This window comes from Ensifer sp. 22521 (genome assembly GCF_052044795.1).
GTDB lineage: Bacteria > Pseudomonadota > Alphaproteobacteria > Rhizobiales > Rhizobiaceae > Ensifer.
This window is the reverse complement of the sequence record NZ_JBQENM010000015.1, coordinates 1-13251: the sequence shown is the minus strand read 5'-3', so window position 1 is coordinate 13251 and position 13251 is coordinate 1. Positions and strand designations below refer to the sequence as shown.

Here is a 13251-nt window from a genome sequence, read left to right as displayed (position 1 = left end):
CGCCACATTTCATACGCGAAAGGAAAGACCATGCTCGACAGAAGCAACGAACTTACCGCCTGGGACCGTGATCACTTCTTCCACCCGTCCACGCATATGGGCATGCATGCGCGCGGCGAGACGCCGACCCGAGTCATCGGCCGCGGCGAAGGCGTCTACATTACCGACACCAGCGGCAAGACGAGCCTTGACGCATTTGCCGGCCTCTACTGCGTCAATGTCGGCTACGGCCGGCAGAAGATCGCCGACGCGATCGCCGAGCAGGCCAAGAACCTCGCTTACTACCACGCCTATGTCGGTCACGGCACAGAAGCCTCGATCAGGCTGTCCAAGTTGATCATCGATCGCGCGCCTCAGGGCATGAGCCGTGTCTACTTCGGTCTTTCAGGTTCGGATGCCAACGAGACCAACATCAAGCTGATCTGGTACTACAACAACATCCTCGGCCGGCCGGAAAAGAAGAAGATCATCTCACGCTGGCGCGGCTATCATGGGTCCGGCGTCATGACGGGCTCGCTGACCGGCTTGCATCTCTTCCACAACGCTTTCGACCTGCCGCGCGCGCCGATCCTGCACACGGAAGCGCCCTACTTCTTCCGCCGCCCGGACCGGTCGATGGATGAAGAGCAGTTCTCGCAAGATTGCGCCGACAAGCTCGAAGAGATGATCCTGGCCGAAGGACCGGAGACGATCGCCGCCTTCATCGGCGAGCCGATCCTCGGTACGGGCGGCATCGTACCACCGCCGAAGGGCTACTGGCAGAAGATCCAGGCGGTGCTCGAAAAATACGAGATCCTGCTCGTCGCCGACGAGGTGGTCACCGGCTTTGGCCGTCTCGGGACGATGTTCGGCTCCGACCATTACGGCATGAAGCCCGACCTCATCACCATTGCCAAGGGCCTGACCTCTGCCTATGCGCCCCTTTCCGGCACGATCGTCTCCGACAAGATGTGGCAGGTGCTGGTGCAGGGCTCTGACGAGCTGGGCGCGATCGGCCATGGCTGGACCTATTCCGCCCATCCGATCTGCGCGGCCGCGGGCGTTGCCAATCTCGAACTGATCGACGAATTGCGCCTTGTCGAGAACGCCGGCAAAACCGGCGCCTATTTCCGCTCGGAACTGGCGAAAGCGCTTGCCGACCACAAGCATGTCGGCGAGGTGCGTGGCGACGGATTGATGGCGGCGGTCGAGTTCGTCGAGGACAAGGACGACCGGGCCTTCTTCGACCCGGCAAAAAAGGTCGGCCCGCAGATCGCCGCCGCCCTCCTGGAACGCGGCGTCATCGGCCGCGCCATGCCCCAAGGCGACATCCTCGGCTTCGCACCACCACTCTGCCTGACGAAGAAAGAGGCTGACATCGTCGTGAAAGCGGCCGCAGACGCGATCACATCCGTGCTCGGCTCAAAGTAAGGCCCGGCGAGCAGGAAACGATGAAAGAGGCCCAATGGCGCAATCATGCGTTTCCATTCCCTGCATGCCCGGCCGCGCAAGCGACCGGGCATAAGCTCGAAGTTCAGAAGGGCCCGCGGCCACGCGCTCAATGAAGCCTCTGGTGTCTCGGACCGAAGAAACCTCCGGTCCTCACCTTGAAGCGAATTCAAGAACGATGGCGTGCCCGCGCGGACACAGCTACGCCTGCCTCTCTCGCTTCAGCAGGTATTGAGCTGTGGTGAGGTAATAGTTCCGGGCGTTAGCATTGATCTGGCGTTCGCCCAACTCGATCAGCGCCTGGGCCTTGATCTCCTTGGCTGCCATATTCGCAGGGTCAAGGGCCAACACATGATCGATCATTTCTGCCGCCCATTGAAACTCCTTGGCCTCAATGGCTTCCCGGGCGCGGGCGATGACCTTATCTAGGCCTCCTGCCATTTCGAGCATCTTTCGGGCGCGCTCCCCGGGCGGCAGAGGATTCAAATTCGTGGCATTTCCATCGAACCAGCCGACGTAATCGGCGTAAATACCACGCACAGCCCACGCGACAGTGCCATAGTATTCTTGCAGGTAGGGGCTCTTTGAGAGCTCAGGAGAGAGTTTCACCTCCTGAACAAGCTCGTCGGGTGTCTTTCCTTGTTTGATCCCGGCCAGGGTCTGGTCGAGGACGGTCTTGATGCCGTCGCGGTAATCGGTGAGAGCCTTGCGGACCTCGTCCTTCCCGAGGATCGGGCGCATGTGGCCCTGGACCATGTAGGTGGCGTCCAAGGCGAGCATTTTGTCGAGGCTTGCGATCCACTTCTCCGGCGGCCTCAGCTTCAGGCCGCGGATCGGCGAGAGGTTCGGGTATGATTTCAGGAAATCATCGCCGGGGACCAGCACTCCCTTCCCGGCGATCCAGATCGCCGTGTTCTCAGGAGACTCCCCTGGCGTATGGATGAGCTGCATCTGCACCCCCGCCAGCTCTATGGTCTCGCTCTCCCCTCTGAACGTGCGGGTCGGCGGCAGGAATCCCTCCCGCGTATGCGGGGTCACACGGCCATATTCGAGCTGCGTACCCGCGTTGATGAACAGATGGTCAGCGAGCTTGGTGCCGAAGGCATCACCGCCGTCGCGCGGTCCTCTTCCGAACTCAGGACCAGATTCCAACAGCGTCTGATGGCTGTAGATTTCGGGGTTGTCAGATCCGGCAAACACGCTCGCGCCGCCGGAATGGTCCGGGTGATTGTGCGTGTAGATGATTGCCAGGACGGGACGTACGAAGCGATTCCCGAAGGCGTCCACGATCGCCTTTGCGTCGACAGGGTTTGCAGACGTGTCGACGATAATGGAGCCTTTCTCCCCCTGGATCAGCGTGACATTGCTCGCCGAATACCCCACGGCAGCAAAGACACCGTCCGTTATTTCGATGACTTCCTTCCGGAATTCTGCGGAACTCGCACGCAGTTGCTCGCGCCCGGCGAATTCATCTGGAGACGCGGGCGACGTCTGCCCGAGTGTTGATGCGACCATCAAGGTTAGTCCTACTTCACGGCTCCACGAGCCTTGCATGGTACGTTCAGAAATGACGGCGACCGGCCGTCTGTCGTTACGGTTGCGACTGCAACGCATCCCGTGGACTTGATATGGGAATAACTGACGGAAGTCCCGTCCTTCCTTGCGGCCAGGGTCTGCGTGGTGATCGTCGGAGACCTCAAGTCTCTTCGGCCGTGGGGCTAAAACGCGGCCGGCTGTCCTGGCCAAGCGGCGTGCCAGTGGAAAGCTACCTTTCTTTGCGCTGGTTCAAACAGCCCGGTTCCTCTTGCCTTTAGGCTGGACGTCGAAATACCGGATCGTGATTGCGCAGCGCCGAAAGATGCCGCTACGCAACTCTGGACGTGGAACAAACGTAATGCGAGCAGCCGAACCCGCGATGACATCGACATTGGCCCAGACAAAAGAGGACATCAGCCGTGCGATCGCACGGATGCACGGCGCGATCTTGAGCAGCGCCATCGACTGCGAATGCCGTGACCGCGTGGGCGAGGCACTGCGCGACCTTGAGAGGCTGGAGCGCGAGCGGATCGAGCGGAGCCTGTTGACCGCGGCCGGCGAGCAACGGCGTAGGATCGCGGCACTTCTCGAACTGCTGGATGATTTCGACCCGAAGGAGACAGATACGCTCGACGACGGCACCATGGCTGAGGCGGGCCTGCTCTTCGCCGATATCGCCGCCGCCGCAGAGTTGGGTTCCTATCTGCTACGACAAGCGCGCCAGGTTCACCATTCGTCCGACGTGGTGCAGGAGGTGAGCAATCGTGCCGCACCCAGCGAGTGACCTTTGCCCAGCGCGTTTCGAAGGCTTGCAGCGCCGCGACGCCTCGCAGCGCAGCCGGTTCAGAGACGCGCTTCTGGACATTGCCATGTCCCAAACCGTTGCGCTCGGGGAAATGAGCTTGCTTCTCGAAACCCTGCAAGACGATAGAGGAACCGGAAGCACAGACTGGCGCTGATGTGGCCGTCTCTCGCGTCCTGGCCGTTGCGGCGAGTAGTGACATCCGGTTCGCCACGGAACCCGACGAAGGCTGCTCACATTGATCCTGGAGCCCATCCGTACAGACGCTGCGCATGGTCATGACAGGGCCGTTTGGCAGGGTGGGCCGCTCCGGAAGCGGCCCACCCTTCGTCGTCCGCTTAGATATCCCAGTCGGAGTCCAGCGAGTACGCCTCGATGGTGTCGATCTTCATCTCCGCGCCGTCGGCAAAGTCGTCATTAGGCGTGTCGGCCATCCCTCCAACCGCGAGATTGACGAGCATATACATCGGCTCGTGCATATCCGCGGGCGTGTCCGTGCGGGCGATCTCCGTGTCGTCGAAGTACCAGACGATCTCATCTTCCGTCCAAAGCACGCCATAGTCGTGAAACCCATCGGTATCGGCGACCTGCACTCCGTCTCGGCTCACGGTGTGCTCGCCACTTTCGTTGGAATGGGCGGTGGTGATCACGGTATTGGTGTCCTGCCCGCGCATTTCGACGACGTCGAGTTCCGGCGGCCAGGAGCCGTCGGCGGGTAGCAGCCAGAAAGCGGGCCAGGCGCCTTGATCGTCCGGCATGTCGGCTCGCATCTCGAAGTAGCCGTAGGTCTGGGCGAAGGACGAATAGGTCGTCAGCATCCCGGACGTGTAATCATAGCCACTGATCTCGGACTGGATTTCTTCCGAGGCGCGCTCGGCGGTGATCGTCAGCACGCCGTCCTCGACCGAAAACGGGTTGATGGAAGCGGTCGGCTCATAACTCGGATTGACGTACCATTGCAGCTCGCCGTTTTCGGTTAGCGTTGCCCCCTCTTCCGGCGCCCACCAGTATTTCGCATCCCAGACACCGCCTGTGTCGCTGCGGAGTTGAAGCGTGTCGAAATCATCGGAGAAAGTCTGCGTGAAGGCGGACCGGTCCAGGCTCAGCTTGAACTGGTTCTCCTGCAATTGGTCGGTTGTCGTATCGGCGAACACCACACTTTCGCCGTCGGCGAGATGAAGGCGGAGATCGTCCCCCTCCTGGGCAGAATTGGCCAGGACCTGGTCGAACGAGGTGAACCCATAGCCGTCAAGGCGGACAGTGTCGTTGGAGCTGAAATCGGCGATGAGATCGCTGCCGTTGCCATGTTCGAACACGAAGGTATCGGCTCCACCGGCGCCGATGAGCACGTCGTTACCTGCGCGTCCGTCGATGGTCTGGCTGCCCGAACCACCGGTGATGATATTGTCGGCACTGTTGCCGAACGCATATCGGTCGTTGCCGGTGACGGTCAGGTTCTCGAAATTCTCCGGCAAGGTGTAGCTCATCCACGTATCGATCGTGTCTACGCCTTCGCCGGGGGCCTCTTCGGCCCGGTTCGTCGATGAATAAAGGTAGTAGATGTCGTCGCCCGTGCCGCCGACCATCGTTACGTCGACGGAACTGTCGCCCCAGATGGAATCGTTGGCGGGCGTGCCGAAAAGGCTCGGTCCGGATCCGCTTGCGGAATACCATGCCGTCGAACTTCCGCTGTAATAGACCGGCTGTCCTAGGGCGTTCATGGCAGTTCTGCTCATCGAGAAGTCTCCTGCTTGATAGAGTGCCCCTTCCCGGTGAGCACCCCTAGCATCTCTGACTGTGGCCTGTCGCCCACACCTCCAACTCTTTTGCCCCTGCGCATTCTTCAACTGTGATGCAGCAGCTGGCCGCCGACAGGCTCCCGTGGGGATCGAGGCGCCCACCGGAAAGCAGCCTATGCGCCGGCGACGCGATTCTTAGAATGGAGAAACGAAAACGCACTCAGGCCGCAGCATCACGATGGCGCGGATTCCGATCGATACCGCATGGGAAGTCCCCACCGGTCGCTGCCTTGCCTATTGATAGATATGGATTGTCGACACGCCGAGAGTGTGTCAGCTTCCCGCCTGGGAGGCCGATCGATGACAACACCGCTATCGCATATACGTGAGATAGAGCGTGTTGGCTTGGGCGCTGCGAGCCCGCGCGATGCACCCGTGGTCCAATCCTGGCTTCGCTGCCTCAATGATTACAAGCTGGATCCGACGATCGCGCAGGAAGCCTATATCGTTCCGGGATCGAAGCTGCGCGAGCATCGCGAACAGGCTGAAGAACTGATCCGCATCGGCCGCTCCGGCCTTGAAGGGCTGTTCAACCAGGTCGCCGAACAGAACTATGTTTTGTTGCTGTCCGATGCGCGTGGCGTCACCGTCGATTTCATGGGCGACCCGACTTTCGACAACCAGCTGCGCAAGGCGGGGCTCTATCTCGGCTCGGAATGGTCGGAGAGCCGAGCAGGAACCTGTGCCGTCGGGGCCTGCATTGTCTCCGGCGAACCGGTCATCATTCATCAGGACGATCATTTCGACGCCAGCCATATCGGACTGACCTGTACGGCGGCGCCCGTCTTCGACACGCTTGGCGACCTTACCGCCGTGCTCGACATCTCCCAGCTCCGGTCACCCACCGCCAAGGCGAGCCAGCAGCTGGCGCTGCATCTGGTGTCCGCGACTGCACGCCGGATCGAGCTCGCCAATCTCATGACCCGTACCCGCAATGACTGGGTCCTGCGGCTCGCGCGGTCGCCGGAATTCCTTGATGTCGACCCGGACGCCGCCATCGCCCTGGATGGCAGCGGGCGTATCACTGGCATGACCCATGGTGGTTTCGGCGCACTCGCCCGCTCGATGAACATCCGCGGCCTCAGAACGCGTGATTTCCTTGGCCTTCCGGTTTCGGAGATCTTCGATATCGACGTAGACGACCTGCCGAATTTCATGCGCGGCCGGCCGAACGGCGAACGCCTGCTTCGAGCCAAGAGTGGTCTTGTCCTTTTCGCTAGCGCCATCGCGCCCGTCGTCAGCCTTCGCACGCCTGCCGGCGCGGAACCGCGCCTCCCACGGGCTTTGCGCGATCTCAGTCGCGGCGACGCCGCAATGGAACGGGTGCAGACCCGCGCGGCGAAACTTGCGACCCGCAACATCTCTATTCTCATTCAAGGGGAAACAGGCAGCGGCAAGGAATATCTTGCGCGCGCGATCCATGACAGTTGCGGCGGCAATGGCAACTTCGTCGCGGTCAATTGCGCGGCAATCCCGGAGCATCTCATCGAGTCCGAACTCTTCGGCTACGCTCCCGGCGCGTTCACTGGCGCCAGCCAGAAGGGCAAGCGCGGCCTGATCGAGGATGCCGACGGCGGCACCCTGTTCCTCGACGAGATCGGCGACATGCCGCTTTCGCTGCAAAGCCGGCTGTTGCGCGTGCTCTCGGAAAATGAGGTCCAGCCGGTCGGCGCGCTGAAGGCGCGCCCGATCCGCCTGCGCGTGGTTTCCGCCTCCCACCGCGATCTCGCGGAACTGGTGAAGGAAGGCCGTTTCCGAGAAGACCTTTATTACCGCCTGAACGCCGCAACGCTCTGCCTGCCAGCCTTGCGAGAGCGCCAGGATCTCGGCTGGCTGATCGACCAATTGCTCGCTCGCATCGAGAAGGAGAACAACGAGCCCTACCGCATCGACAAGGCCGCCCGGGCGGCCTTGCTGGCGCATGAATGGCCGGGAAATCTGCGTGAGCTTTCCAACGTCCTGCGGGTCGCCGCCGCACTTTCCGAAGGTGGCCTCATCGATACCGAGTGCCTGCCGGAACATCTCTTCGCCACCCAGGTCCATTCGCTGCCAGGCGAGGACGATGCATTGAGACAGGCGCTGCGAGACTGCGGCGACAACATCTCGGCACTTGCAAGGAAGCTCGGCGTCAACCGCTCGACCATCCACCGTCGCCTGAAGCGTCTCAACTGACGCAACGCCTGCAACACCTGTTGCGCAGCAACTGTTGCATTCCCCGAGATTTTCGGCTGCGACGATTTTTAAACCATTGATATTACCCAGAAAATAGGCAGCATCGCGATCTGGCATGCCACTTGCTGCCCCTCCTGTGCAAGAACAACAGGAGGAAACACAAATGAAAGCTCTGCGCTTTCACGCCGCCAGGGATCTACGCATTGACGATGTCGAGGCCCCGCCTCAGCCCGGGCCGGGCGAGGTGCTGGTGGAGAACCGTTTCTGCGGTATCTGCGGGACCGATCTGCATGAATACGCCTATGGGCCGATCTTCATCCCGAAAGAGCCGCATCCCTTCACCGGCGCCCATGGACCACAGATCCTTGGTCATGAATTCGGCGGCATCGTGAAGGCAGTCGGCGAAGGGGTCAGCCATGTGAGGCCTGGCGACCGGGTCTCGGTCCAACCGCTGATCATGCCCCGCCGTGGCGACTATTACGCCGATCGCGGTCTGTTTCACCTGAGCGCCAACCTCGCACTTGCGGGCCTCTCCTGGCATTCCGGGGGAATGGCGGAAGCAGCCCTTCTCAACGACTACAATGTCCAGCCCATTCCCGATGCACTGTCCGACGAGGAGGCCGCGCTGATCGAGCCCACCGCAGTCGCTGTTTACGCCTGCGACCGCGGCGGCGTCACCGCCGGCAGCAGCGTGCTGGTCACCGGCGCAGGGCCGATCGGCATTCTCGTGGCCATGGCTGCGCGGGCCGCCGGCGCTTCGAAGATCTTCCTCTCCGACCCCAACGAGACGCGACTGTCGCTGGCCAAGGAAGCGCTGGGCGACGTCCGCACGATCAATCCGAAGATGGAAAAGGTCAGCGACGTCGTCCAGGCCGAGACCGAGGGCGGTGTCGGCTGCGACGTCGCCATCGAATGCGTCGGCAACGAACATGCGCTCAAGGCCTGCGCAAGCGCCGTGCGCAAGCAGGGTGTTGTCGTACAGACCGGTCTTCACCCCGGAGAAAACCCGTTGAACTGGTTCGACGTAACCTTCAAGGACATCGATATCCGCGGTTCCTGGGCCTACCCGACCCACTACTGGCCGCGTGTCGCGCGCCTGATCGCGAGCGGCCAGATTCCGGCGCGGCGGATCGTCACCAAATATGTCTCGCTCGGCGAGGCCGTTTCGGCAGGGTTCGACAAGCTACTCGATCCCGCCGGCACCCATTTGAAAATTCTGATCGACCTCAAGCGTTAGGCCGGTCCGCGTTGCGGGGCGGTTGAGGAGCCGTCCCATCTTCATCATAGAGCAGGAGGAGAAACGATGCTCGAGAAGACCCCCACCACCCGCGTCCAGGCGCTGCTTGATGCCTTCGGTGCCGCGCTCGAAACCGGCCGCATAGACGATGCGGTCAACCTCTTCGCCGAGGAATGCTACTGGCGCGACCTCGTCGCCTTCACCTGGAATATCAAGACGGTCGAGGGCCGGGACCAGGTGCGCGACATGCTTGATGCACAGCTCGCCTTTGCAAAGCCCTGCAATTGGCGCGTCGCCGCCGGCGAGGAAGCGACCGAGGCCGATGGCGTGCTCGAAAGCTGGATCTCGTTCGAGACGGCGACCGGGCGCGGCTATGGCCTCGTGCGCATCAAGAACGGCCTTATCTGGACATTGCTAACGGCACTGGCCGAACTCAAGGGCCACGAGGAGAAATCCGGCTTTACCCGCCCGCTCGGCGCCAAGCACGGCCAGAATGTCGGCGCGAAGACCTGGAAGGAGGAGCGCGAGCATGAGGAGCGCACGCTCGGTTATGAAACGCAGCCTTATGTCGTGATCATCGGCGGCGGACAGGGCGGCATTGCGCTCGGCGCTCGGCTTCGCCAGCTGGGCGTGCCCACCATCATCCTCGAAAAGAACGACCGGCCAGGCGACAGCTGGCGCAAGCGCTACAAGTCGCTCTGCCTGCATGACCCCGTCTGGTATGATCACCTGCCCTATATCGATTTCCCGAAGAACTGGCCGGTCTTCGCGCCGAAGGACAAGATCGGCGATTGGCTGGAGTTCTATACGAAGGTGATGGAGCTGAACTACTGGACACGCTCCACCGCCAAATCGGCCAAATGGGACGAAGCCACGAAGCAATGGACGATCGTGGTCGACCGCGACGGCGAGGAAGTGGTGCTGCGGCCGAAACAGCTCGTCTTTGCAACCGGCATGTCCGGCAAGGCGAACATCCCGGATTTCAAGGGCCGCGAGCGCTTTAGGGGTGAGCAGCATCATTCCTCGCAGCACCCGGGGCCGGATGGTTACAGGGGCAAGAAGGTCGTCGTGATCGGCTCGAACAATTCGGCCCATGACATCTGCGCCGCACTTTACGAAGCGGGCGTCGACGTCACGATGATCCAGCGTTCGACGACCCATATCGTGAAGTCCGACACGCTAATGGATATTGGCCTCGGCGGGCTCTATTCCGAACAGGCGCTGGCGAATGGCGTGACGACGGGCAAGGCGGACCTCATCTTCGCCTCGCTGCCCTATCGGATCATGCACGAGTTCCAGATCCCGCTTTACGACAAGATGCGCGAACGCGACGCCGATTTCTACGCGGCGCTGGAGAAAGCCGGCTTCCAGCTGGATTGGGGGGCGGATGGCTCGGGTCTTTTCATGAAGTACCTGCGCCGCGGATCTGGCTACTACATCGATATCGGCGCTTCACAGCTGATCATCGATGGCAAGGTGAAGCTTGCCGCGGGACAGGTGGAAGAGATCACCGAGACCTCCGTAAAACTGTCTGACGGCAAGGAAATCCCGGCCGACGTCATCGTCTATGCGACGGGCTACGGCTCGATGAACGGCTGGGTCGCAGACCTCATCGATCAGGAGACCGCCGACAGGGTCGGCAAGGTCTGGGGGCTCGGCTCCGATACGCCAAAGGACCCCGGCCCCTGGGAGGGCGAGCAGCGCAACATGTGGAAGCCGACGCAACAGGAGGCGCTGTGGTTCCACGGCGGCAACCTGCATCAGTCGCGCCATTACTCGCAGTATCTCTCGCTGCAACTGAAGGCACGATTGGAGGGCATCCAGACACCGGTCTATGGCCTGCAGAGCGTTCATCACAAACGCTGACGGAAGTGAACGACGAGAGGGCGGACTGCTCGCCCTCTCCCGCCTTCGCGAGAAGATCAGGCTAGCTTTGGGAGATCTCGAGCGCCCTCCGAAGCGCGGATGATACCCGCCGCGAGCGAAGACTCTGGCAAACGCTTATCTATGATCGCTCCAGAGACCACGCAAATCGCGCGGAGCTCTCCCGTCGCCTTACCAGTCCATCACCACCTTGCCGGAATTGCCGGAGCGCATGGCCTCGAAGCCGTCGCGGAATTCGTCGATCCTGATGCGGTGGGTGATGACGGGAGAAAGATCGAGGCCGCCTTGCACGAAGGCGATCATCTTGTACCAGGTCTCGAACATCTCGCGGCCGTAGATGCCCTTGAGGTTGAGCATCTTGAAGATCACCTTGTTCCAGTCGATCTCGAAGCCGGCCGGCGCAATGCCGAGGATGGCGATCTTGCCGCCATTGTTCATCTTGTCGATCATGTCGCGGAAGGCCGGTGCCGCCCCCGACATCTCCAGCCCGACATCAAAGCCCTCGGTCATGCCGATCGCCTTCATCACGTCGGCGAGGTTTTGCTTCGAGGCGTCGACGACGTAGTCGATGCCGACGCTCTTGGCGAGCGCCAGCCGCGTCGGGTTGATGTCGGTGATCACCACCTTGCGCGCGCCCGAGCGCTTGGCAACCAGCGCGCCCATGATACCGATCGGCCCGGCGCCGGTGACGAGCACGTCCTCGCCGACGAGATCGAAGGAAAGGGCGGTGTGCACGGCATTGCCGAACGGATCGAAGATCGCCGCGATCTCGTCGGGCACGTCCTCAGGGATCGGCACGACGTTGTATTCCGGCAGGCAGACGAACTCGCCGAAGGAGCCCGGGCGGTTGACGCCGACGCCGAGCGTGTTGCGGCACAGATGCCCACGGCCGGCGCGGCAGTTGCGGCATTTGCCGCAGACGATATGGCCCTCGCCCGACACCCGCTCGCCGACATGATACTTGGTGACGGCCGAGCCGACCTCGGCGATCTCGCCCATGAACTCGTGGCCGACGACCATCGGCACCGGAATGGTCTTCTGCGCCCACTGGTCCCAGTTCCAGATATGCACGTCGGTGCCGCAGATCGCCGATTTCTTCACCTTGATCAGCACGTCGTTCGGGCCGATCTCCGGCACCGGCACCCGCTCCATCCAGAGGCCTTCTTCCGGCTTCGATTTCACCAGCGCCTTCATCATGTTCGTCATCAGTCTCTCCCTCAGATCACGCCAAGCTCGCGGCCGACCGCTTCGAAGGCGGCGATCGCCCGGCGTACGTCGTTCTCGCTGTGGGCCGCCGACATCTGCGTGCGGATGCGCGCCTGGCCCTTCGGCACCACCGGGAACGAAAAGCCGATGACATAGACGCCCTTCTGCAGCATGCGCGCCGCCATCTCCTGGGCGAGCGCCGCATCGCCGAGCATGACCGGGATGATCGGGTGCCCTTCGCCGGCGAGCGTGAAGCCGAGTTTCGACATCTCGGTGCGGAACAGGGTGGCATTGGCATAGAGCCGCTGCCGCAGTGCATCGCCGTTCTCGATCAGGTCGAAGACCGTGAGCGAGGCGGCGGCAATGACCGGCGCCAGCGTGTTGGAAAACAGATAGGGCCGCGAGCGCTGCCGCAGCCACTCGACGACCTCGGCCCTGGCCGAGGTATAACCGCCCGAGGCACCACCGAGCGCCTTGCCGAGCGTGCCGGTGATGATGTCGATGCGGCCCTCGACGCCGCAATGTTCGGCCGAGCCGCGGCCATTTTTGCCGACGAAGCCGACCGCATGGCTGTCGTCGACCATGACCATGGCGCCGTATTTGTCGGCGAGGTCGCAGACGCCTTGCAGGTTGGCGATGATGCCGTCCATCGAGAACACGCCGTCGGTGGCGATCAGCTTGAAGCGACTGCCCTCCGCCTTCTTCAGCTCCTCCTCCAGCGCCGCCATGTCGTTGTTGGCGTAGCGGAAGCGTTTGGCCTTGGAGAGGCGCACGCCGTCGATGATCGAGGCGTGGTTGAGCGCGTCGGAGATGATCGCGTCCTCCTCGCCAAGCAGCGTTTCGAACAGGCCGCCATTGGCGTCGAAACAGGAGGAATAGAGGATGGTGTCTTCCAGGCCGAGAAACGACGAGATGCGCGCCTCGAGTTGCTTATGCTCCTCCTGCGTGCCGCAGATGAAGCGCACCGAGGCCATGCCGTAGCCGTAACGGTCGAGCGCCTTCTTGCCGGCTTCAGTCAGTTCCGCGTTGTCGGCAAGGCCGAGATAGTTGTTGGCGCAGAAGTTGAGCACGCGGTCGCCCGAGGCGACCTCGATCGCGCCCGCCTGCTTCGAGGTGATGACACGCTCCGACTTGTAAAGCCCGGCCGTCTTCAGGCCCTCGAGTTCAGAACGAAGATGGGACAGAAA

General features: G+C 62.0%; 9 protein-coding genes. 5 read left to right on the top strand and 4 right to left on the bottom strand.

The genetic code is table 11. The annotated features are described in order from the left end of the window. The first annotated feature begins 30 nt into the window (after positions 1–30). Positions 31–1410 (top strand): aspartate aminotransferase family protein, encoded by a 1380-nt coding sequence (locus ACTJKE_RS22220; RefSeq protein ID WP_058328959.1) that lies wholly within the window; start codon positions 31–33, stop codon positions 1408–1410. 219 nt (positions 1411–1629) lie between these two features. Here ACTJKE_RS22220 and ACTJKE_RS22215 read toward each other — a convergent pair whose 3' ends face one another. Beyond that, complete coding sequence (locus tag ACTJKE_RS22215) at positions 1630–2943, bottom strand: alkyl/aryl-sulfatase (RefSeq protein ID WP_058328967.1); 1314 nt, start codon at positions 2941–2943, stop codon at positions 1630–1632. A gap of 379 nt (positions 2944–3322) precedes the next feature. Here ACTJKE_RS22215 and ACTJKE_RS22210 point away from each other — a divergent pair, with 379 nt between their 5' ends. Further along, entirely contained in the window at positions 3323–3748 is a 426-nt protein-coding gene (locus tag ACTJKE_RS22210; RefSeq protein ID WP_057249391.1) for a hypothetical protein, read from the top strand. Positions 3749–4104: 356 nt separating this feature from the next. On the opposite strand, the gene ACTJKE_RS22205 is transcribed toward ACTJKE_RS22210, so the two are convergent. After that, the gene (locus tag ACTJKE_RS22205; protein WP_058328960.1) at positions 4105–5502 is read right to left on the bottom strand and encodes a family 16 glycosylhydrolase; all 1398 of its coding nucleotides are present in this window, start codon (positions 5500–5502) and stop codon (positions 4105–4107) included. 363 nt (positions 5503–5865) lie between these two features. Here ACTJKE_RS22205 and ACTJKE_RS22200 point away from each other — a divergent pair, with 363 nt between their 5' ends. The 3 genes from ACTJKE_RS22200 (at position 5866) to ACTJKE_RS22190 (ending at position 10840) form a co-directional block, all read left to right on the top strand. Then, positions 5866–7737: a sigma-54-dependent Fis family transcriptional regulator gene (locus ACTJKE_RS22200; RefSeq protein WP_440638253.1), complete on the top strand. Its 1872-nt coding sequence runs from the start codon at positions 5866–5868 to the stop codon at positions 7735–7737. A gap of 163 nt (positions 7738–7900) precedes the next feature. Then, a complete protein-coding gene (locus tag ACTJKE_RS22195) occupies positions 7901–8974 on the top strand; it encodes a 2,3-butanediol dehydrogenase (RefSeq protein ID WP_058328961.1) in 1074 nt (357 codons plus the stop codon). Positions 8975–9040: 66 nt separating this feature from the next. Next, positions 9041–10840, top strand: coding sequence for an NAD(P)/FAD-dependent oxidoreductase (locus ACTJKE_RS22190; RefSeq protein ID WP_058328962.1), 1800 nt, complete (start codon positions 9041–9043; stop codon positions 10838–10840). Between the two features lie 189 nt (positions 10841–11029). Here ACTJKE_RS22190 and tdh read toward each other — a convergent pair whose 3' ends face one another. Together tdh and ACTJKE_RS22180 are read right to left on the bottom strand one after the other, a co-directional pair. Beyond that, positions 11030–12064 carry an L-threonine 3-dehydrogenase gene (gene tdh / locus ACTJKE_RS22185; RefSeq protein ID WP_113737775.1) on the bottom strand — a complete coding sequence of 345 codons (1035 nt, stop codon included), beginning with the start codon at positions 12062–12064 and terminating at the stop codon, positions 11030–11032. Between the two features lie 11 nt (positions 12065–12075). After that, on the bottom strand, positions 12076–13251 hold a 1176-nt coding region (locus ACTJKE_RS22180), incomplete at its 5' end, for a glycine C-acetyltransferase (protein ID WP_440692412.1).